At 35.0% G+C, this 22,460-nt stretch carries 20 protein-coding genes, 3 tRNA genes and 1 other annotated feature (1 of these 24 running past the window's edge); of the genes, 17 read left to right on the top strand and 6 right to left on the bottom strand.

The genetic code is table 11. The annotated features are described in order from the left end of the window. Positions 1 to 202, top strand: a binding site (T-box leader) (it extends 46 nt beyond the left edge of the window). A gap of 57 nt (positions 203 to 259) precedes the next feature. Beyond that, positions 260 to 2,992, top strand: a complete 2,733-nt coding sequence (ileS, locus tag VQL36_RS13520; protein ID WP_349249828.1) for an isoleucine--tRNA ligase — start codon at positions 260 to 262, stop codon at positions 2,990 to 2,992. A 56-nt stretch (positions 2,993 to 3,048) separates the two neighbouring features. Here ileS and VQL36_RS13515 read toward each other — a convergent pair whose 3' ends face one another. Continuing rightward, complete coding sequence (locus tag VQL36_RS13515; protein ID WP_349249827.1) at positions 3,049 to 3,762, bottom strand: TraR/DksA C4-type zinc finger protein; 714 nt, start codon at positions 3,760 to 3,762, stop codon at positions 3,049 to 3,051. 219 nt (positions 3,763 to 3,981) lie between these two features. On the opposite strand from VQL36_RS13515, the gene lspA reads away from it, so the two are divergent. The 10 genes from lspA (at position 3,982) to pyrE (ending at position 15,799) form a co-directional block, all read left to right on the top strand. After that, positions 3,982 to 4,467 (top strand): signal peptidase II, encoded by a 486-nt coding sequence (gene lspA, locus VQL36_RS13510; protein WP_349249826.1) that lies wholly within the window; start codon positions 3,982 to 3,984, stop codon positions 4,465 to 4,467. A gap of 5 nt (positions 4,468 to 4,472) precedes the next feature. Continuing rightward, complete coding sequence (locus tag VQL36_RS13505) at positions 4,473 to 5,405, top strand: RluA family pseudouridine synthase (RefSeq protein ID WP_349249825.1); 933 nt, start codon at positions 4,473 to 4,475, stop codon at positions 5,403 to 5,405. 105 nt (positions 5,406 to 5,510) lie between these two features. Continuing rightward, positions 5,511 to 6,758 (top strand): LL-diaminopimelate aminotransferase, encoded by a 1,248-nt coding sequence (locus VQL36_RS13500; RefSeq protein WP_413789514.1) that lies wholly within the window; start codon positions 5,511 to 5,513, stop codon positions 6,756 to 6,758. A gap of 378 nt (positions 6,759 to 7,136) precedes the next feature. Next, positions 7,137 to 7,676 (top strand): bifunctional pyr operon transcriptional regulator/uracil phosphoribosyltransferase PyrR, encoded by a 540-nt coding sequence (gene pyrR, locus VQL36_RS13495; protein ID WP_349249823.1) that lies wholly within the window; start codon positions 7,137 to 7,139, stop codon positions 7,674 to 7,676. Between the two features lie 6 nt (positions 7,677 to 7,682). Continuing rightward, positions 7,683 to 8,591 carry an aspartate carbamoyltransferase catalytic subunit gene (locus VQL36_RS13490; protein WP_349249822.1) on the top strand — a complete coding sequence of 303 codons (909 nt, stop codon included), beginning with the start codon at positions 7,683 to 7,685 and terminating at the stop codon, positions 8,589 to 8,591. A gap of 31 nt (positions 8,592 to 8,622) precedes the next feature. Continuing rightward, positions 8,623 to 9,906 carry a dihydroorotase gene (locus VQL36_RS13485; protein WP_349249821.1) on the top strand — a complete coding sequence of 428 codons (1,284 nt, stop codon included), beginning with the start codon at positions 8,623 to 8,625 and terminating at the stop codon, positions 9,904 to 9,906. A 38-nt stretch (positions 9,907 to 9,944) separates the two neighbouring features. Continuing rightward, complete coding sequence (carA, locus tag VQL36_RS13480; RefSeq protein WP_349249820.1) at positions 9,945 to 11,087, top strand: glutamine-hydrolyzing carbamoyl-phosphate synthase small subunit; 1,143 nt, start codon at positions 9,945 to 9,947, stop codon at positions 11,085 to 11,087. Then, positions 11,080 to 14,343: a carbamoyl-phosphate synthase large subunit gene (gene carB / locus VQL36_RS13475; protein ID WP_349249819.1), complete on the top strand. Its 3,264-nt coding sequence runs from the start codon at positions 11,080 to 11,082 to the stop codon at positions 14,341 to 14,343. The genes carA and carB overlap by 8 nt, the downstream gene beginning before the upstream one ends. 91 nt (positions 14,344 to 14,434) lie before the next feature. Further along, positions 14,435 to 15,157 carry an orotidine-5'-phosphate decarboxylase gene (gene pyrF / locus VQL36_RS13470; RefSeq protein ID WP_349249818.1) on the top strand — a complete coding sequence of 241 codons (723 nt, stop codon included), beginning with the start codon at positions 14,435 to 14,437 and terminating at the stop codon, positions 15,155 to 15,157. Positions 15,158 to 15,160: 3 nt separating this feature from the next. Beyond that, the gene (gene pyrE / locus VQL36_RS13465) at positions 15,161 to 15,799 is read left to right on the top strand and encodes an orotate phosphoribosyltransferase (protein ID WP_349249817.1); all 639 of its coding nucleotides are present in this window, start codon (positions 15,161 to 15,163) and stop codon (positions 15,797 to 15,799) included. A gap of 162 nt (positions 15,800 to 15,961) precedes the next feature. On the opposite strand, the gene VQL36_RS13460 is transcribed toward pyrE, so the two are convergent. Then, positions 15,962 to 16,966: an LLM class flavin-dependent oxidoreductase gene (locus tag VQL36_RS13460; RefSeq protein ID WP_349249816.1), complete on the bottom strand. Its 1,005-nt coding sequence runs from the start codon at positions 16,964 to 16,966 to the stop codon at positions 15,962 to 15,964. A gap of 220 nt (positions 16,967 to 17,186) precedes the next feature. Between VQL36_RS13460 and VQL36_RS13455 the strand changes: the two genes are divergently transcribed. Next, a complete protein-coding gene (locus tag VQL36_RS13455; protein WP_413789513.1) occupies positions 17,187 to 17,627 on the top strand; it encodes a MarR family winged helix-turn-helix transcriptional regulator in 441 nt (146 codons plus the stop codon). A gap of 66 nt (positions 17,628 to 17,693) precedes the next feature. Here VQL36_RS13455 and VQL36_RS13450 read toward each other — a convergent pair whose 3' ends face one another. Further along, positions 17,694 to 18,083, bottom strand: coding sequence for a DUF2500 domain-containing protein (locus VQL36_RS13450; RefSeq protein WP_349249814.1), 390 nt, complete (start codon positions 18,081 to 18,083; stop codon positions 17,694 to 17,696). Between the two features lie 186 nt (positions 18,084 to 18,269). Next, complete coding sequence (locus VQL36_RS13445) at positions 18,270 to 18,788, bottom strand: 2'-5' RNA ligase family protein (protein ID WP_349249813.1); 519 nt, start codon at positions 18,786 to 18,788, stop codon at positions 18,270 to 18,272. 180 nt (positions 18,789 to 18,968) lie between these two features. Between VQL36_RS13445 and VQL36_RS13440 the strand changes: the two genes are divergently transcribed. The 5 genes from VQL36_RS13440 to VQL36_RS13420 all read left to right on the top strand — a co-directional run bounded on the left by VQL36_RS13440 (position 18,969) and on the right by VQL36_RS13420 (position 20,138). Then, complete coding sequence (locus VQL36_RS13440) at positions 18,969 to 19,487, top strand: phosphatidylglycerophosphatase A (protein ID WP_349249812.1); 519 nt, start codon at positions 18,969 to 18,971, stop codon at positions 19,485 to 19,487. Between the two features lie 123 nt (positions 19,488 to 19,610). Further along, complete coding sequence (locus VQL36_RS13435) at positions 19,611 to 19,775, top strand: hypothetical protein (RefSeq protein ID WP_349249811.1); 165 nt, start codon at positions 19,611 to 19,613, stop codon at positions 19,773 to 19,775. A 105-nt stretch (positions 19,776 to 19,880) separates the two neighbouring features. Beyond that, positions 19,881 to 19,957 (top strand) — tRNA-Met (locus tag VQL36_RS13430). Positions 19,958 to 19,962: 5 nt separating this feature from the next. Next, positions 19,963 to 20,039, top strand: a tRNA-Ile gene (locus tag VQL36_RS13425). 10 nt (positions 20,040 to 20,049) lie between these two features. Further along, positions 20,050 to 20,138: transfer RNA gene (locus tag VQL36_RS13420), tRNA-Leu, on the top strand. Positions 20,139 to 20,213: 75 nt separating this feature from the next. Here the strand turns inward: VQL36_RS13420 and splB are convergent. Together splB and VQL36_RS13410 are read right to left on the bottom strand one after the other, a co-directional pair. Next, positions 20,214 to 21,239, bottom strand: a complete 1,026-nt coding sequence (splB, locus tag VQL36_RS13415; protein ID WP_349249810.1) for a spore photoproduct lyase — start codon at positions 21,237 to 21,239, stop codon at positions 20,214 to 20,216. Between the two features lie 165 nt (positions 21,240 to 21,404). After that, positions 21,405 to 22,331, bottom strand: coding sequence for an S-layer homology domain-containing protein (locus VQL36_RS13410; RefSeq protein ID WP_349249809.1), 927 nt, complete (start codon positions 22,329 to 22,331; stop codon positions 21,405 to 21,407). Positions 22,332 to 22,460: the final 129 nt, after the last annotated feature.

The following is a 22,460-nucleotide window of genomic DNA, read 5'->3' as shown; positions in this document are numbered from 1 at the left end:
GAATTAGGGATGGTGAAAGCCTAATATCTGTTTACGATTGAATATCACCCATGAGTATATACTTGAAAAAACATCGGAAATATAGACTGTTATAGTAGAGTATATCGGATGATTCCGTTAAAGATCATGAAAGTGATAATATGAAATTTTTTATATGTATTATTATTAGGGTGGTACCGCGAGCATACTTCTCGTCCCTTTTGGGATGAGAAGTTTTTTTATTTGTTAATGTACTATATATTTTAGTGAGGTGTAGAAGATGGATTATGGAAAAACATTAAACTTACCGCAAACAGATTTTCCGATGCGTGGTAACCTTCCAAAGGCAGAACCCAATATTCAAAAATGGTGGGAAGAAATTAATATTTACGAGAAAGTGCAGAAAAATCAAGAAGGTAAACCAGTATTTATATTACATGATGGTCCACCTTATGCAAATGGTGATACACATATTGGCCATGCTTTAAATAAAGTTTTAAAAGATATTATTGTTCGATACAAAACGATGCAAGGTTTTAATGCTCCGTATGTTCCTGGTTGGGATACACATGGATTACCGATTGAAGCAGCGATAGCTAAAAAAGGAAAAGTGGATCGTAAAAAATTAAGCATTTCCGAGTTTAGAGATTATTGTAAAGATTATGCTTTGAATTGGGTGGGAAAACAAAAAGATCAATTCAAGAGATTAGGTATAAGAGGAGATTGGGATCATCCTTACCTCACATTACAACCTGAATATGAAGCTGAGCAAATTCGTGTATTTGGGGAAATGGTGAAGAAAGGTTATATCTATAAAGGTTTAAAATGTGTTTATTGGTCTCCTTCTTCTGAAAGTGCTTTAGCTGAGGCAGAAATTGAATATCACGACAAGAAGTCGCCTTCCATTTATGTAGCATTTCAAGTAAAGGATGGGAAAGGAATTTTACCAGAGGATGCGTCTATAGTAATTTGGACAACGACGCCTTGGACATTGCCAGCAAACCTAGGAATTTCATTGCATCCTGAATTTGATTATGTAATGGTTGATGTTAAAGGGAAAAAATATGTTGTTGCTGAAGGTTTATTAGAGTCATTAAAGAACGAACTGAACTGGGACTCTTTGAGTATAATTGATCAATTTAAAGGGAATGAACTTGAAAATATCACATGTTTACATCCTTTCTACGACCGTGAATCTTTAGTCATGCTTGGTGAGCATGTTACTTTAGAAGCAGGTACAGGTTGCGTTCATACTGCCCCCGGGCATGGTGAAGACGACTTTGAGATCGGAGCAAAGTATGGACTAGATGTCCTTTGCCCAGTTGATGATCAAGGGAAATTTACAAAAGAAGCTCCAGGATTTGAAGGATTATTTTATGATAAAGCAAATAAAATCATTACAGAAAAGCTAGAAGCTTCTGGTCATTTATTAAAATTGGAATTTATGCAGCATCAATATCCTCACGATTGGAGAACAAAAAAACCAGTTATTTATCGAGCAACAGAGCAGTGGTTTGCTTCTATCGATAAGTTTAGAGACGTGATGCTTGAAGAAATTAAAAATGTAAAGTGGACGCCAGAATGGGGGGAGACCCGCCTTCACAATATGATCCGAGATCGTGGAGATTGGTGTATTTCACGACAAAGAACATGGGGAGTACCTATCCCTATTTTCTATTGTAAAAGTTGTAATCATGAGTTATTAAATGATCAAACGATTAATTTCGTTGCAGATGTGTTTGCTAAAGAAGGTTCTAATGCTTGGTTCATCAAGGATGAAAATGAATTAATGATTGAAGGCACAACATGTCCTTCATGTGGTCATCATGAGTTTAAAAAAGAGACTGATATTATGGATGTTTGGTTTGATTCAGGATCTAGCCATCAATCTGTATTAGAAGCTAGAGAAGACCTAAGATACCCAGCAGATTTATATTTAGAAGGATCTGACCAATATCGTGGATGGTTTAATTCATCTTTAATTACAAGCGTGGCCGTTAATGGTGTTGCACCATATAAAGAAGTGCTTAGCCATGGTTTCACTTTAGATGGTGATGGACGTAAAATGTCTAAATCATTAGGGAATACTGTTGATCCGATCAAAGTAAGTAATCAATTAGGAGCTGAAATCCTACGTCTATGGGTATCTTCAGTAGATTACCAAGCTGATCAAAGAATTTCAGACAATATTTTAAAACAAACATCTGAAGTCTATAGAAAAATTAGAAATACGTTGAGATTTTTCTTAGGAAATTTAACAGGCTTTAATCCGGCAACAGATCAAGTCTCTTTTGATCAATTGAGTGAATTAGATCAGTTTGCCCTTATTCGTTTAAATAAAATGTTGGAAAAAGTTACTGGTGCATATGATAAATACGATCTTAACATTGTATATCAATCTGTACATCATTTTTGTTCAGTTGAAATGAGTGCTTTTTATTTAGATATCGTAAAAGATACTTTGTATGTCAATGATTTAAATGATCCAAAACGAAAAGCAGTGCAAACCGTATTGTATGAGACCTTAGTTGTGATAGCAAAATTAATTGCACCAATCTTACCTCATACAGCAGATGAAGTGTGGAAGTTCATTCCAGACGTTCAGTTGGAAAGTGTACAATTAGCAGACTTTCCAGTCGTTAATACAGATGTGTTTGATGAAAAACTTGAACATAAGTGGAATCAATTTATGGAAATTCGTGAGGAAGTATTTAAAAAATTAGAAGAAGCTCGGAAAGATAAAATTATTGGTAATTCTTTAGCTGCTGCATTGGATTTATATCCAAATTCAACTACTGCAGAACTTCTCAAGCAATTTCCTAATTTAAACGAATTATTTATCGTTTCGGCTGTATCTATTCAAGAACCGAGTGAAATTGAAGAAATTATCCAAGTGAAGGTTTCAGTGGCTGAGGGAGATAAATGTGAGCGTTGTTGGATGGTTACTACAGATGTAGGTGAGGAATCAGCTCATCCAACTCTATGTAAAAGGTGTGCATCAATTATAGGATAAATTTAAAAATAAAATTTAACAAAAACGAGCCGAAATGTTGGCTCGTTTTTATCATTTTAATTCATTTCTAATTCATGATCTCCTTCACCATTTGCCATATATTTTTGATATTCCACATTTCGAATGACAGATGTATGATTACCATATAAATTAGTTGCTAAGAAGCTTTCAATGGGTTCCACATACCCATCATTTTCATCCGACTCAATATACATATGGTTAAAATCATGGATTTCTCGTTCCTCTGCCATTGCTGGACTATCTGATGTTCCCCAACTTTCTACAATTTGCCAAGCATCTTCCCCATCAAATTGATTTTGTTCATCATGTTCATCTAAACTAGTTCTTCCAAATGGAGGGTTTAAAAAGGTTTCTTCAATAGGTCTATCGTTGGAATAATGTTTTCCTTCAGAATGCTCTTTACAATATTGTGTAGTAGGAACCGCCTGCAATCTCTCGAAGGGAATATTTTTTCCACAGGTAATACAAATCCCATACTGTTCATTTTCAATATTTTTTAATGCTCTAACAACATCTTCTAAATGGTATTCTACATTTTCATTTAAAGCGATGTCTTTTCCTCGTTCATAAGTCTCAGTGGCTAAATCAGCCGGATGGTTATCATAACTTGATAATTCACCAATGCTATCCTTTTGAGGTTGGGACAGACCAAAGTGATCGTTATGCTTAAGTTGTTCTTGGAGATTGTTTTTTTCTTGAAGAAGCTGTTGATGTAACAAATTTAATTGATTTTCATTTAGGCCAGACATTTCTACAACTCCTCTTATGAGTTTCTTATAGAGGTTGTTCAAAAAATCCTCTTCTCTTATATGCTGCTGACTTTATTCTTCTCAAAGGTTTAAGAATTTAAAGAGGTAATTCCATGTATTGATGGGAATTCATCATGCACTTCGTAGACGTAAGGTTCTATGCTATGCTACAATAATCGAATGTAAGGTTGTATTATCTTGATTAGGAGGATATGTTATTTGAGGTATTATTTGATAGCCTTTATTATGATCATATTAGATCAGGTTTCTAAATGGATGATCATCAAGCATTTGGAAATAGGGGATCGTATATCTGTTATAGGAGAATTTTTTCAAATCACTTCTCATCGTAATAAAGGAGCGGCCTTTGGTATATTGCAGAATAAACAATGGTTTTTCATCATTATTACAATTATTATTGTAGCAATGGTTATTTGGTTTTTGGAACAGTCAAAAAAGGAAAATAGCCCCTCATTATGTGTTGCACTTAGTTTAATATTAGGTGGAGCAATTGGGAATTTTATTGATAGGGTAAGAATGGGTGAAGTCGTTGACTTTTTAAGTTTTAACTTTAGATTTTCTTTATTTGGTTTTGAAGTAGACTATCCCTTTGCCATTTTTAACATTGCAGATTCAGCAATTGTTGTTGGCGCAATTTTAGCAGCAGTGATTACCTTTTTCAGTGTAAAGAAAGGTGAGGTTTAATCTTCATGTTATATGATGACATCTATGAAAATGAATTAATTTGGAAAGGAACTCCTGATCTAGATGGAATAAGAATTGATAAATTTTTGACAGATCAGTTTGATGGTATATCCCGAACACAAATACAGCAATGGATCAAAGAAGGGCACGTTTCAGTTAACAATTCATCCATTAAAGCAAACTATAAAATACAAGATGAGGATGAAATTAAATTACTAGCTCCAGCTCCAACTGAGTTGGAAATTACTGCGGAATCTATTCCATTGAATGTTGTGTATGAAGATAAACATCTAATTGTAGTTAATAAACCTAGAGGTATGGTCGTACATCCTGCACCTGGAAATTATTCAGGAACTTTAGTGAATGCACTGTTAGCCCATTGTAAGGACTTATCAGGCATTAATGGGATATTGAGACCAGGAATTGTGCATCGTATTGATAAAAATACATCAGGTTTATTAGTTTCTGCAAAGGACGATGCAAGTCATAAAGGTTTATCTGAACAATTGAAAAATCATACTGTTCATCGAAAATATATTGCAGTTGTACATGGGAAGTTATCTCATTTACAAGGAACGATAGATGCACCGATTGGCAGAAATCCTAACGATCGTAAAAGTTATATGGTAACAAATAAAAACAGTAAAAAAGCAGTTACACATTTTGTTGTTTTGGAACAATTCAAAAATTATGCTTTATTGGAGTTAAGATTAGAAACAGGTCGTACTCATCAAATCAGAGTACATATGAAATTTATCGGTCATCATCTTGTGGGAGATCCTACATACGGACGAAATAAAGGAATATCAATGGAGGGACAAGCTTTACATGCTGCAGAGTTAGGCTTTGTCCATCCTATCACAGGGGAAAACTTAATGTTCAAAGCTCCCATACCTGAGGATATAAATCATGTGATTGACAAAATAAGAAGTCAATAAATTTTAAGTTTTATTCGTTTCAGAGTACAAAAAGAATGTATAAAAATCTATTTTCTTATTTTATTCATCATGATAAATTGTTGTAGATTAGAATAAAGGAGTTGTATGAAAGTGACACAGGAAAATTATATTCAGAATCTTTTCGCTGAAAGAATTGGTGGAAAAAACTATGGGAAAGATACGGAAATTTATAAATTCGAAAAAATTAAACGTGCAAAGGCAGCTGCAAAAGCTGAACATCCAAATGTAGAATTAATCGATATGGGTGTTGGAGAGCCTGATGAAATGGCAGATGCTGGCATTGTGGCTAAACTTGCTGAAGAAGCAGCTAAACCTGAGAATAGAGGTTATGCGGATAACGGGATTCATGAATTCAAAACAGCCGCAGCAAATTATTTGAAAAATGTTTTTGGTGTAGATGGAATTGATGCTGAGGAAGAAATTAATCATTCGATTGGTTCAAAACCGGGTTTGGCTATGTTGCCTAGTGCATTTATCAATCCTGGTGATGTTACCATTATGACTGTTCCCGGTTATCCTGTATTAGGAACACATACAAAATACCTTGGTGGGGAAGTTTATAATGTACCACTATTAAAAGAAAATGATTTTTTACCTAACTTAGATTCAATTCCAGAAGAAATTTGTTCTAGAGCTAAACTTTTTTATTTAAATTATCCTAATAATCCAACTGGTGCAGGTGCAACTGTTGAATTCTTTGAAAAAGTGATAGCCTTTGCTAAAAAATACGATATCATCATCGTACATGATGCTCCTTATGCTGCACTAACTTATGATGGAGTTAAACCTTTTAGTTTCCTCTCGGTGCCAGGTGCAAAAGACGTAGGTATAGAATTCCACTCCTTATCTAAATCTTATAATATGACAGGTTGGAGAATTGGGTTTATTGCTGGTAATGCCTTAGTCGTAAAAGCATTTAAAGATATTAAAGATAATAATGATTCTGGTCAATTTATTGCAATTCAAAAAGCGGCTGCTTATGGTTTAGAGCATCCAGAAATTACTGAAAAAATTGCTGAAAAATATTCAAGACGTCATGATATGTTAGCAAAAGCTTTGAATGAAGTTGGATTTAAAGCAGAAAAACCAAAAGGTTCATTTTTTATGTATGTAGAAGCACCTAAATCGATTAAAGGTGGACAAACTTTCGAAACAGGAGAGGATTTCTCACAATATTTAATTCGTGAAAAACTAATTTCTACAGTACCATGGGATGATGCAGGACGTTTTGTCAGATTTTCTGTTACATTCAATGCTCCTGGAATTGAAAAAGAAATTGAAATTATTGATGAAATTAAGCGTCGATTATCTGATGTTGAATTTATATTTTAAATGATTAATCTATTGACTTTATAATCGAATAATGTCATAATTTTAAAAATGAATATTGATGAGAACCTTTAAAAACAGTCCCGTGAGGCTGGCAAGGTGAACGAATTATACGAAAAGCAATGAGTAATCATTTATTTTTATGCAAATACTGAATACTTATTTGATTTATCTGTATACTTAAATCCTTGCCCCAATGGGTAAGGATTTTTTTGATAATTTAAGAATTTATAAAATTTCAAATTCTAAGTTTCAACAAAAACTACCTCTATAGAAGTATTCGGATACCTCTTCGAGAGACTCCGATAGGAGTTTTTGTTATATTCTTTCATAATTACCTCACTTTTTAGATTTTAGTGCAGGGGAATAGGTGGTGAAACAATGAGTTTAGGACACGTACTCATGGATGAAATTGCAATTCGAAGAGCACTAACAAGAATTGCTCATGAAATATTGGAAAAAAACAAAGGTGTAGAAAATTGTGTGCTTGTAGGCATTCGAACAAGAGGAATTTATTTAGCAAAAAGAATCGCAGATAAAATAGGGGAAATTGAAGGTATACCTATTCCAATGGCTGAATTAGATGTTACCTCTTATCGTGATGATGTTTCCAACAGAACTACAAAGGAACACCATCAAACGTTTACGAGCTCATTCATTCAAGATAAAAAAATTATATTATTCGATGATGTTTTATATACGGGAAGAACTGTAAGAGCTGCAATGGATGCATTGATTGATATGGGAAGACCCAAAATGATACAGCTTGCTGTTTTAATTGATCGAGGTCATCGAGAACTACCCATTAGACCCGACTATGTCGGAAAGAATATTCCTACCTCTAAATTGGAGAATATTAATGTCTCTTTGATAGAAGTTGATTCTGATGATCAGGTTGTAATTAAACAACAAAGGAGTTAGATATTCATGTCTCAATTGAAGGTTGGATCAGATAAACATTTATTAGGATTAAAAGGATTAAGTAAAACGGAAATTTTAGGTATATTAAATCGTGCAACTTATTGGGAAAACTATCCTACAAAAGTAACAAATTATTTGTCAGGGCATTTTGTTGCAAATATGTTTTTTGAAAATAGTACACGAACTCGTTTTTCCTTTGAAATGGCAGAAAAACGACTAAGCACTGAAGTATTAAACTTCTCAGCAGCAGTTTCAAGTGTGCAAAAAGGTGAATCCATTTACGATACTGTAAAAACATTAGAGTCAATGGGGATAGATGCGGGTGTTATTCGTATTAAACCGATAGGAGTTTTACAAGAGTTAGCACCAAAAATTAAAATTCCTCTCATTAATGCAGGGGATGGAAATAATGAGCATCCAACACAAGCATTATTAGATATTTATACTATGAAAAAACATTTTGGTCATATTGAAGGTCTTCATGTATCTATTATAGGTGACATATTACATAGCCGTGTGGCTCGTTCCAATCTATGGGGGTTACTAGCTATGGGTGCAAAAGTAAGCTTTTGTGCACCGCCAAACATGCAAGCCCCAGAACTAGCAGAATTCACCCCATATGTTTCCATAGAAGAAGCATTAAAGGCAGACGTCATTATGATGCTGCGAGTGCAATTAGAGAGACATGAACAAGGTATGATTAAATCAGCTGAACAATACAGAGAGTTATTTGGATTAACAGAGGAGAGAGAAAGGAACTTAAAGGATCATGTTATTATTATGCATCCTGCACCTGTAAATCGAAATGTGGAAATCGATGATTCTCTAATAGAACACCCTAGATCAAAAATTTTCCCGCAAATAAGTAATGGAGTACCCATTCGAATGGCAGTAATTGAGAGAGCATTAACATAAATAGTAGGAAATTTATTAGGAGGTTTTGAAATTGGGAACGTGGATATTAAATGGAAAGTTGTTAAATACAGAAAACAATGAGTTGGAAACAAAACATATTTATATTGAACAAGGAAAAATAAATAAAATTATGCAAAGTGAAGAAGAGACACAGGTTGATGGACATGAAGTGATTGATGCTGAGGGTAAATTAGTGTCAGCAGGCTTTATCGATATGCATGTCCATTTTCGTGAGCCTGGATTTGAATATAAAGAAACGATTGCTACAGGTACAAGGTCTGCCGCAAAAGGTGGATTTACTACAGTTGCGTGTATGCCTAATACTAGACCAATCGTAGATGATGTTGAAACTTTACAGCTTGTTTTAGATAAAGCCGAGAAGGAAGGTATTGTGCGTGTACTTCCATACGCTGCAATTACAGAGAATGAATTAGGGAGAGACTTAACTGATTTTGAAGCTCTAAAAAATAAAGGAGCCATAGGTTTTACAGATGATGGTGTAGGTGTGCAAAGTGCACAAATGATGAAGGATGCAATGAGTAAAGCAGCTGCTATGAATATGCCAGTGATTGCTCACTGTGAAGATAATACTTTAGTAGTTGGTGGTGCTGTAACTGATGGTGCCTTTGCTAAGAAACATGGGCTGAAGGGAATACCAAACGAATCCGAAGCGATTCATGTTGGACGAGATGTTTTATTAGCTGAAGCTACAGATGTTCATTATCACGTATGCCATGTAAGTACTGAACAATCTGTTCGTTTAATTAGACAAGCAAAACAAATTGGGATTAAAGTAACAGCAGAAGTATGCCCGCATCACTTGCTTTTATCAGATGAAGATATACCAGCTTTAGATGCAAATTGGAAAATGAATCCCCCTCTTCGCACACCTAGAGATGTTGAAGCCATGATCGAAGCTATAGAGGATGGAACCATTGACATGATTGTTACGGATCACGCTCCACATAGTGAAGAGGAAAAAGCACAAGAACTTCAAAGAGCACCTTTTGGAATTGTTGGGTTAGAAACAGCATTTCCATTGTTGTATACAAAATTTGTGCAAACAGGTATATGGACTTTAGACTTTTTAATTCAAAGGATGACAGAGAAACCAGCTAAGGTATTTAACTTGGATTCAGGAAAAGTTTCAATTGGAGCAGATGCTGATTTAACCATTATTGACTTAGAAAGTACCAAAGAGGTTGATCCAAATACATTTTTATCTAAAGGTAGAAATACTCCTTTTACAGGGTGGAAGTTGCAAGGATGGCCAGTCAAAACACTTGTAGCTGGAAAAGTGGTTTGGTCAGATTAATTTAAAGGTATGTCACAACATTACAGAAGGAGGGCATTATGCAAGCTAATTTATTATTAGAAGACGGAACTCTTTTTAAAGGTAAATCATTTGGAAGTGAAAAAAATGCTATAGGTGAAGTTGTTTTTAATACAGGAATTACTGGTTATCAGGAGGTATTGTCAGATCCTTCTTATTGCGGTCAAATTATTACAATGACATATCCTTTGATTGGAAATTATGGAATCTCACGTGATGATTTTGAAGCCGTCCGCCCTTATATTCATGGGTTTGTTGTTCGTCAACATGAAGATATACCAAGTAACTGGAGAGCACAGTACACAGTAGATAGCTTACTAAAAGATTATGATATCCCAGGTATTAGTGAGATCGATACTCGTATGTTAACACGTAAAATTAGACATTACGGTACGATGAAAGGAGTTATCTCAACAGGAAATCATTCAATCGAGGAATTGATGGAGCAACTAAAGGGTACTTCTTTATTAACAGATCAAGTAACTCGAGTTTCTACAAAAAGTATTTTTAGTTCGCCAGGAAACAAAGAAAGGATTGTTCTTGTAGATTTTGGCTCAAAAAGTGGAATCTTAAGAGAATTAAATAAACGTGATTGTGACGTCATTGTCGTTCCTCATAATACGACAGCGGATCAAATCAGAAGATTAAAACCAGATGGGATTTTATTATCCAATGGACCTGGTGATCCTAAAAGTGTCCCTGAAGCTGTGACAATGATACACGAATTGTTAGGTCAATTCCCTATTTTTGGAATCTGTCTAGGTCATCAGTTGTTTGCTTTAGCTTGTGGTGCGGATACAGAAAAGTTGAAATTTGGACATCGTGGTGGAAACCATCCTGTTAAGGAGTTATCCTCTAACCGTTGTTATATTACATCACAAAATCACGGTTATACAGTGAAAGAAGATTCTATATCTAACACACCACTAGAAATCACTCATATCAACAATAACGATAAAACAGTAGAAGGTCTTAAACACAAACACGTGCCTGCTTTTTCAGTACAGTATCATCCTGAAGCGGCTCCTGGACCATTTGATTCTAGTTATTTATTTGAAGATTTTATCGAAATGATTCGTCGTACGAAAGCAGAGACACCTGAGTTGCCTCGCCAAGCGCAAATTGTTGCAGCAGCGAAGAAAGGAGACATGCAAAATGCCTAAAAATACTTCATTGAAAAAAATATTGGTTATAGGTTCAGGGCCTATCGTCATTGGACAGGCTGCAGAATTTGATTATGCAGGAACACAAGCATGTCAAGCTTTAAAAGAAGAAGGGTATGAAGTAGTTCTTATTAATAGTAATCCAGCTACGATTATGACAGATACCAATATGGCGGATAAGGTATATATTGAACCGATTACACCCGAATTTGTTACTCAGGTTATTCGCAAGGAACAACCAGATGGATTATTACCAACTTTAGGAGGGCAAACGGGTTTAAATATGGCTGTTGAATTAGCCAAAAGAGGTGTTCTTGAAGAAGAAAATGTTCAGCTTCTAGGTACGCAATTATCTTCTATAGAAAAGGCTGAGGATCGAGATTTATTTAGAGAACTTATGCGTGAACTAGAACAACCAGTTCCTGAAAGTGTCATTGTTACAACTGTACAAGAAGCCGTAGATTTTGCAAATCAAGTTGGATATCCGATTATTATTAGACCAGCTTATACATTGGGTGGTACTGGTGGAGGAATCGCTGATTCAGAGGAAGATTTAAGAGAAATCGTAGCAGCAGGTATACGTTATAGTCCAATTGGTCAATGTTTAATTGAAATGAGCATCGCAGGCATGAAGGAAATAGAGTACGAAGTGATGCGTGATGCGAACGATAACTGTATTGTCGTTTGTAACATGGAAAATTTTGATCCAGTTGGTGTACACACTGGTGATAGCATTGTAGTGGCACCTAGTCAAACCTTATCGGACCGTGAATATCAAATGCTTCGCTCAGCTTCATTAAAAATCATTCGTGCTTTAGATATTGAAGGCGGCTGTAACGTTCAGCTTGCGTTAGATCCGTTTAGTTTTCAATATTACGTGATTGAAGTGAATCCAAGAGTAAGTCGTTCGTCTGCCCTTGCCTCAAAAGCTACAGGTTATCCCATCGCAAAAATGGCAGCAAAAATCGCAGTCGGTTATACATTAGATGAGCTTGAAAATCCTGTAACGGGTCAAACTTATGCTTGTTTTGAACCAACACTTGATTATATCGTAAGCAAAATTCCTCGCTGGCCATTTGATAAATTCATAAGTGCCAACAGAAAATTAGGTACACAAATGAAAGCTACAGGAGAGGTTATGGCTATTGGGCGTACTTTTGAAGAGTCTATTCATAAAGCTATTCGTTCATTGGAAATTGATGTACATCGTTTATTTATAAAAGAACTGGAGGAATTAGATGATTCCGTTCTTAACAACCGTTTACAAACACCAGATGATGAACGTTTGTTTATAATAGCTGAAGCTTATCGTAGAGGTTATACTTTACAGCAAATTCAAGACCTTACAAAGATTGATTGGTGGTTTTTAAATAAAATTGAAAAATTGATTCAATTTGAAAAAAAATTAATGAATGTAGAATTAACGGAAGATTTGTTGTTAGAAGCAAAAAGAAAAGGATTTACAGATCGAGCAATTGCAGAACTACGCAGATCCTCCGATCCAAGTTTTTCATTTACAGAAGAAAAAGAGATACGTTCGCTTCGAACACAATTTGATATTAGACCAGTTTACAAAATGGTTGATACTTGCGCTGCTGAGTTTGAAGCTACAACACCTTACTATTATTCTACTTATGAAACCGAGAACGAAGCAATTCAATCCACTAAAGAGAAAGTCATTGTATTAGGTTCTGGGCCAATTCGTATCGGTCAAGGGATTGAATTTGACTATTCAACCGTACATGCAGTTTGGGCAATCCAAGATGCTGGGTACGAAGCGGTTATTATAAACAACAATCCTGAAACAGTTTCCACAGACTTTAGTACGTCGGATCAACTTTATTTTGAACCTTTATTTTTTGAAGATGTGATGAACATTATTGAACAGGTACAACCTATTGGAGTTATAGTCCAATTTGGAGGGCAGACTGCAATTAATTTAGCTGAGCCTCTATCTAAAGCAGGCGTAAACATTATTGGGACCAGCATAGATAATATTGATGCTGCAGAAGATCGGAAAGAGTTTGAAGCTCTTTTAAGAAGATTAGAGATTGCCCAGCCTCAAGGTAGTACAGTGACTACAGTAGATCAAGCAGTTCAAACGGCTTCAGGATTAGGGTATCCTGTTTTAGTCCGTCCATCTTACGTTCTAGGTGGAAGAGCGATGGAAATTGTATATTCTGATGATGAATTGCTGAATTATATGGAGAAAGCTGTAAAAATCAATCCAGATCACCCTGTGTTAATTGATCGGTACATGTTAGGAAAAGAAGTAGAGGTAGATGCGATCTGTGATAAAGAAACTGTAGTGATCCCAGGTATTATGGAACATGTTGAAAGAGCAGGAGTTCATTCAGGAGACTCCATTGCTGTATATCCTCCTCAGTCCGTCTCTGAAGAGGTTAAAGAACAAATTGTTGAAATTACAACAAAAATTGCAAGAGAGCTACAAGTGATTGGGTTAGTAAATATTCAATTTGTCATATACAAAGAGAAGGTATATGTGATTGAAGTGAATCCTCGTTCTTCAAGAACAGTCCCTTTCCTTAGTAAGGTGACGAATATTCCAATGGCCAATGTTGCGACAAAAGTGATTTTAGGTCAGAAATTATCCGATTTAGGATATGAGAGTGGGTTGTGGCCTGAAGATGATTATGTATCAGTAAAAGTACCTGTATTTTCATTTGCTAAACTACGTCGTGTGGACACTTCTCTTGGGCCTGAAATGAAATCAACAGGAGAAGTTATGGGCAGAGATGTACATTATGCTAAGGCACTTTACAAAGGGTTAATTGGGTCAGGGATGAAAATTCCTCAATCAGGGTCCATTATCGTTACCGTTGCAGATAAAGATAAAGAAGAAGCTACAGAATTAATCAAAGGTTTCTACAATCTTGGTTACAAAATTATAGCTACTGGAGGAACTTCTCAAACATTAGAGGATACTGGTATGACAGTTCAACAGGTCAATAAGTTAAAAGAAGGTTCACCTAATATCGTAGATCTAATTAGAAACGGCGAAGCGCAATTTGTAATTAATACATTAACAAAAGGAAAAACTCCTGAGCGAGACGGATTTAGGATTCGTAGAGAAGCTGTAGAGAATGGTGTGGTTTGTTTAACTTCACTTGATACAGTGCGTGCCCTTCTTACAATGTTACAAACGATTAACTACGCATCGACTCCGATGCCTGTCATGGGTGAGGATATATCTGAAGTTAAAAAGTTAAGAATTGGACTTGCAGGTGTAAACTAAAACAATTTAATAGTGAGGGTATTAACTACTCTCACTTGAATTTTATGGTTTTCATAGTTCATATCTTTTTTTGAAAAGAGGGGTTGATGATTTGGGGAAAAGAGAAGATTTCATAGGCAGAATTATCGTAGCTCTGGATTATCCTTCAGCTGATGAAGCAGAATCGCTATTAAATCAATTAAAAGGTATTCCTTGTTACATGAAGGTAGGTATGCAACTGTTTTATGCTGCTGGTCCATCCTTTGTTTTGAAATTAAAAGAGCAGGGTTATAAAGTTTTTTTAGATTTGAAAATGCATGATATACCGAATACAGTGAAGGGCGGAGCAGCTAGCATCGCTAGACTTGGTGTGGATATGTTTAATGTTCATGTTGCAGGTGGCATAACAATGATGGAAAGTGCGCTTGAAGGAGTGGATCAAGCTGTAAATCCATCTATTCCTAAACCTATAGTGATTGGAGTTACACAACTCACGAGTACAAATGTAACCACCTTAAACGATGAGATAGGGATCTCTGGAACAGTTGAAGACTCGGTATTGCAATATGCTAAATTAGCAAAGAACGCAGGTTTAGATGGAGTCGTAGCATCTCCTTTAGAAGTAACGAACATAAAAGAACAAAACGGAGAAGGTTTTGTAACAGTGACCCCAGGTATTCGTCCAATAGGCTCAAATATGGGAGATCAATCCAGGGTCATGACACCAAAGGAAGCATTTGATCAAGGTACAGATTACATTGTAATTGGAAGACCGATTACGGCTTCAGATGATCCACGTAAATCAATGGAAAATATTATAGAGGAGTTGAAATAATTTATGAATTCTCAGCTATCAAATCAAATCGCACAATCTCTATTGGACATTGGTGCAGTGAACCTCCAACCGAAAGAGCCTTTTACATGGTCTTCAGGTTTGTTGTCACCTATTTATTGTGATAACCGTCTAACGATGTCTTATCCTCACATCAGAAATATCATTGCTGAAGGGTTTGTGCAAATCATTAAAGAGAAATATTCAGATGTAGAAGTTATTGCAGGCACATCAACAGCAGGTATACCTCATGCGGCTTGGGTAGCTGATAAGTTAGGGTTACCAATGATTTATATACGTGATAAAGCTAAAGGACATGGAAAGAAAAATCAGATTGAAGGTCTCTTAAAACCTGATCAAAAAGTAGTAGTGATTGAAGATTTAATTTCTACAGGCGGAAGTTCATTAAGAGCGGCAAAAGCAGTAGAAGAAGCAGGGGGACATGTGCAGGCGGTTGTAGCCATATTTACTTATGAATTTGAAAAGGCATTGAGCGCTTTTGTTGAAGAAAATATCCAATTGCATACCTTGTCAAACTATACTGCACTCATTCAAATTGCTTCAGACATGGGTATAGTAGATAGTAAAGACTTAGAATTACTTCAATCTTGGCTCCACAATCCTGATCAGTATATGGTAAACTAAAGAGAGTTTTTTAGTATAAGCTTAGTAGAAACGGCATGCATGGATCAGATAATGGCATGCCGTTGTTTAATAACTTAAGAATTTATAAAATTCCCAATTCTAAGTTTCAACAAAAACTACCTTTCAATTTTTCCTATGATTTTTAGCTTTAAGATACCCTATTTATAATCTAAATGCTTCTGCAAGTAATGCATAGGATCGCAGTTTATCTTCAAAGTCATGAGTTATGGTAACTATCATTAATTCATCTGTACCATATTGATCTCTCAATTGAAGTAGTTGATGAGTTACTGATTCTTGTGAACCCACAATCATCCGGTTTCTATTTTGACGGATTCTTTCTAAATCAAATTCACTATAAGGATATGATTCTGCAGTTTCTACACTCGGAATTCCCTTTCTCGTTTGGCCACCCTTTTCAATTAATAATAAGGATAAATCTAAGCTTTTTGCAATTCGTTCTGCTTTTGCATCACTTTCTGCACAAATTACAAAAATAGCTACAATGCTTTTTGGTTTATTTAGATATTTGGACGGCTTAAAATTGTGTTTATAATGATCTACATACTGTGCTCCACCTTGTCCATTGATAAAATGTGCAAATGTATATGGCAACCCTTTATTTGCTGCTAAAGCTGCACTATCACCACTAGAGCCTAACATCCAAAGTTCTGATGCTGTTGGACTTAGGGGTGTTGCTTTTAAACCAGCTAATTGATGCTTTTCATCTAAATCATTATGAATGTAAGCTAATAAATCATCAATTTGCTCAGGAAATTGATGAACGGTTCTTTTTTTACCCTCTTGTAAAGCAATTGTTGATAATGGCATGCCACCTGGAGCCCGACCTACACCTAAATCGATGCGATTTGGATAAAGTGATTCTAATAATTGAAAATTCTCAGCCACTTTGTAAGAGCTATAATGAGGTAACATGACCCCACCTGAACCTACTTTTATTTTTGAAGTGTTTGCGGCTAAGTGTGCAATTAATATTTCTGGAGATGAACCTGCTAATGCTTCTGTATGATGGTGTTCCGCTACCCAAAAACGATGATAACCTAATTTTTCTGTTTGTTGAGCTAATCTTACAGTGTTTTTAAGGGCTTCTTGTGGATTGCTTCCCTCAGAAACTGGGGATTGATCCAGAACACTTAATTTTATCATGTTTACTCCTCTTTTCTACTGTTTAGTGGTTCAATTAGAGAATAGACTAGATTTTGTTATATGAATTTTGTATAATTAAATTGTGCGCAATTAAAATTTAACATAGGATTTGTTCGCTGTCAAAGTAATTAATTTGTTCAATACCAGATTTTCAAGGTTTACAATTGAACTTAGTCACGATATGATTTCATTGATAGCAGAAGCAGGTAGGTGAATATTGATGGATGAACAATTAAAGATAGAAAATCAATTATGTTTTTCTATTTATGCATTGTCTAAGGAATTTACAAAATTATATAATTTATTTTTAAAGGATATGGATGTAACATACCCTCAATATTTAGTATTGCTTGTTTTATGGGAACAAAACGAACTGACAGTAAAACAGCTAGGGGAACATCTATTATTAGACTCAGGAACTTTAACTCCGCTGTTAAAGAGAATGGAAGAGGCTAATATTGTCAAACGTGAGCGTTCTAGAGATGATGAACGAAAAGTGCTGGTCAGTTTGACAAAAAAAGGATTGGATTTGAGAGAAAAAGCAGAGAAAATACCAGTGTGTTTGGCTGAGAAAATTGGACTTTCTCCAAAAGAATTTCAAAAAAAACTAGATGAAAATCGTGATTTATTAAGTAAAATCCTGGAAGCAGCTGAGTCTTAAGTTGTCAGCACTTTAAATTTAAAACAAACCTCCACCATTGGTAATGGCAGGAGGTTTATTTAGTAGTTATTTTACAATTCTTTCAAATCCCTTGTAACGAGACCCCTGAAAAGTTAATTTACCTAGGTCTCCTTCAACTAAAATCCCGTATTGTTCACCACTCATTTGCAGTTCCATACGATCACCACTTTCCACTTCAAATGTTGAATAATATGTAGTTGAAGTATGATGAGAGACATGATTATCATGATGACTCCTTCTGCTGCTAACTTTATCTCTTTTACTAACTACTTTAGCATTCACTGTGAGTATGGGTTGTTTATTATTATGATTCCACTGTGAAGCACTTTTAACGATTGTGAAGATAATACCTCCAAATACAAAAATGAATGTGATTCCTATTAATATCGGAACAATTGTAAACATGATGTTAAATGATTGACCTGGAAAACCCAATAAAAACTCTCCCCTTTTTCTATTTAACATTAACCTTTATTTATACGAAGCAATTGTTATAAAGTTTCTAAAATAACACAGGGAATAATATCGTTATATTAGATTTCAAAATATAAAATGCTTACTCCATGTTTTCACACACATGGAGTAAGCATTTTAATGATTATTTGACAAAGTATTATGAATTTAATGTGTTTCTTTTAATACAAAACTTTGGTATGCAGTCCATACTTCGTTCTCAAGTTGATAAAGTAAATGAATGCGATCCACCTTCATACGGAAGTGAATATTTTGGTTTTTTAAATTTGCAAAAATATCAAACATCTCATCTTCATTTAGTTTCTGCCCAATTGTTAAATGAGGAGTGAATGGATATTGAGGATGTTCTTCTTGTAATATTCCCGTGTTAATACTTTTGTATAAGTTTGTTATTCTGTTCGTCTCCTCAAGTGCAAGGTAAATCACATTACTTAATGGAAAAAAGTTGGATACTCGATTAAATGTGATTTCAAATGGTGATAAATCTGAAGTGACATGTTCAAGATGAGCTGCTATTTCATCCATTTTTTGTTCATCAAATGATTCAAGTTTTTTGATCGTGATATGAGGAGGTAAAAGTTTATAATGTGGATCATACCTCATACGATGAGAGTTAGAGAAATCTTGAATCTCCTTACTTGGAAATACTACAACTCCGAAATTCATAAAAAATACCTCCTTATTAATTTGAGTACAGGAGTTTTGCAAGAAAAATGAACACGCTGCATATGATAACGTATCTAATTTCTATCTAATTCTATTATAGCTGTTTTTATCCATTTTAATAAGGGATATTTTGTGAAGATATGATATAATATATAAATCTTTTCAAGGGAGGGGTTTGAAATGAAAAGACAAGTACACAGTAAAGAAGTTCGAACTGCAGTTTTTGAAAAGCTGAATGAGCGTGGAGTAAAAATAGAGGATATTGCTTTTATTGTATATGAGATGCAGTCAGCTTATCATGAGGATTTGCATATGGACGATTGCATAGAAAGTGTAGAGGCTGTATTAGAGAAAAGAGAAGTTCAACATGCCGTTTTGGTTGGGATCGAGATTGATGTTTTATGTGAAAAAGGGATGTTATCTGAACCACTGCAGTCACTTATTGAAACAGACGAGGGATTATTTGGTTGTGATGAAACGTTAGCTATTGGTTCAGTGTATGCATATGGCAGTATTGCATTAACAACATTTGGACATTTAGATAAAAATAAAATAGGAATTATAAAGAAATTAGATACGAAAAGAAACAATGGTATCCATACATTTTTAGATGATTTAGTGGCTAGTATTGCCGCATCGGCATCGAGCCGTCTTGCTCATCGATACCGTGATGAAGAAGAACAGGAAGACGAATCATAATTTAAAATCCTCAATTTAGAATAACAATGAAAAGTAAAATCCAATTCAACTAAATATTTTTTTATTAAATGTGCAAAAAACGGTTAATCTAAAACTATCGTATATAGTTTATGAGGTGAGGATATGAAATGGATTTACTGTGTGAAATTGTACGATTCCAAATTTCAAGCTGGATGTTTAGCTAAAAGAATGGAGGAAGACTGGTGGGTATATGGCTTTGAATATCCAATGGAAGTTGAGGTTTTTAGATCCCAAAAAGGCAGATATGGTGTGCGATACATTATTTGAATTAAATTTTCTAAACATTGTGAAAACATAGATTATAAAAAAACCCTTGACTTTGTTTTTAGCATTGTGTATGATTACTCTTGTCGCTGTTATACAAGCTAGCAACGCGGGGTGGAGCAGTCTGGTAGCTCGTCGGGCTCATAACCCGAAGGTCGTAGGTTCAAATCCTGCCCCCGCAACCAAGTTTGGGCCTTTAGCTCAGTTGGTCAGAGCAATCGGCTCATAACCGATTGGTCGGGGGTTCGAGTCCCTCAAGGCCCACCAATTAAAATGTGCCGGGGTGGCGGAATTGGCAGACGCACAGGACTTAAAATCCTGCGGTAGGTGACTACCGTACCGGTTCGACTCCGGTCCTCGGCACCATTTAAAACTCCCTTGTTTCTATCCATAGAGGTAGGTAGAGGGGAGTTTTTTTAAGTTCTTCAAACCTATTTTAAGTTAAGTGAAATAATCAATTTTGGCTTGAGGGAAGTATTTTTTTATATTTAGTTGCATTATTTCTTTAATGGCATTTGCTTCATCATCAGGATAAACATATTTTCCAATTCCGTATCTTCCCCATTTATATTTTCTATCCTCTTCGTTCATCTCTAGTTTTGAATTCGGATAACGCTCTTGAATAACTCTTTTTGCAGGTTTAGTAAAACGATGTTGGATTAATTCAAAGGTTAAATCAGGCACTTTTATAGGGTTCAAAGCTTCAGACAAATTCTTTAGTAAATCAATGTACTCTTCTTGCCAATTTTCATAAATATAAATTGGGGCAATAATAAATCCTAGAGGATAATTGGCCTGAGCTACTTTTTTTGCAGCTTGTATCCGGTGCTCTAAAGGAGAAGTGCCTGCTTCAAAGTTTTTGATCACATATTTAGAGTTAATGCTAAATCGAAAACGTGTATGACCATTATGTTCAGCATCTAGTAAATGATCAACATGATGGTATTTTGTAACGAATCTAAGTCTGCCTAGGTTGGTTTTACCGATAAATTCAATCGTTTTTTTTAAGGAATGGGTTAAGTGATCAATACCAACTATATCAGACGTACAGGCCGCTTCAAAACGTGTGATATCAGGTTCTCGTTCGCTGATATACTTGTGTGCTTGATTAAAGATATCCTCTAGATTAACATAAGTTCTAATATAAGGCTTGCTTCCAAGTGTGGTTTGTAAGTAGCAATAGTGACAATGTCCCATACATCCAGTAGCTAATGGAATGGCGTATTCAGCTGAGGGTTTAGAGGAATCAAACTTTAACGTTTTTCTAATTCCAACAACTAATGTTGATTTAGCAACGCGATATTTCTCTAACTCACTATCTCCAGGAATATTTCTCACTTGATTATGTGAAGTTGTTTTTCTTATTTCTAACCCCATATCGTTAAACTTATCAAACAGTTGTTTTCCGAATGGATATTCCAATGCGTTTGGTTCAAAATATACAAGCTGCGGTATGAATGGTTTCAATGGGATTTATCCTCTCTTAATTTAGACTCAGCAACAAGGTGTAAAATTGAATTTATTGTCATAACTATCATTTGCTTTATGCAAATTTTTTATTTATATATAAATAAAAAACCCCTCATCATTTTTTGAAAAAATGTAAGGAGTTGTTTATGAGATATTTTTGTTTTATTTTTCTTGTTGAATACTAGGTGTTAATGAATTTGAAATATAAGTTTCTGCTTTAGGTTCAGTAATTACCATAGCATACATCATTCCTTCAACTGGATAATGAAGTTGATAATGAATGACAGCCTCATTATTAACAAAATCCACGGATGTAATTTCTATTGAGTAACCTGCATTTGGTTTTTCTCCCCAAGATAAAGTAACTTTATTCACTTCTTCATTCACTTTCTCTACTTTAAAGGTAACTTCTTCATCAGGAATAGGTGCCGGTACGTCAATTGGCGATTCTTCCTCTGAATGACTATCTACAAATTTAATTGCTTTATATATCATTACTGAAGCATCAATTCTTTTGACAAGTTGTGCCGGATGGAATTTGCTTGTTTGATCTAAGGAAGCAACTTCTGAAAGTAATATTTTTTGAATGCTACCCATATATTCTGGATTGATCTTTTCAGCATCTGAAATTGTTAAGAACATCTCTATAAAGCTATAGTCACCTTTTGCATCCATTGCTTGAAATAAGGCATGTGAAAATTGCTCTTTTGTCATCTTTTTGTTTGGATTAACATCTTTATCTAGATCCACACCATTTAAATAGGCTTTTACAAAATAATCATCATACCAGGAATCATCTGATATGTTCGTAAAATAATCACTTGCTAAAGGTTGCTTAATAAATGTCATATGGGCTAAGTTCAAATCTAATCCTTTAACGATTAAGGCAATTCCTTCAGCGTAGGTAAGTTTTCCATTTGGAGCGAAATTATTTTCGTCCATTCCACTTACAACTCCATTTCGCTTTAATTCCATAATAATGTTTTTGTCTGTTCCCTCTGGTAAGTCGCTAAAAGCAAAAACTGATCCAGTAACCGCAAAAATAAACATGAAGATCAAGGATAACCCTGTTAATATTTTTTTCTTCAATTTTAACCCTTCTTTCATAAATTGATTTAACTATTAGACGGACTAGACGGCAGAAATGTTGCAATAATATTTTTTTATTTTTTTAGTTACTTGTTTAACAGAACTTCCTACTTCATAATATATAGAGTA

Source organism: Chengkuizengella sp. SCS-71B (assembly GCF_040100845.1).
Classification (GTDB): Bacteria; Bacillota; Bacilli; order Paenibacillales; family KCTC-33759; genus Chengkuizengella.
The sequence above is the reverse complement of the archived record's forward strand: the minus strand, read 5'-3'. Positions and strand labels throughout refer to the sequence as shown.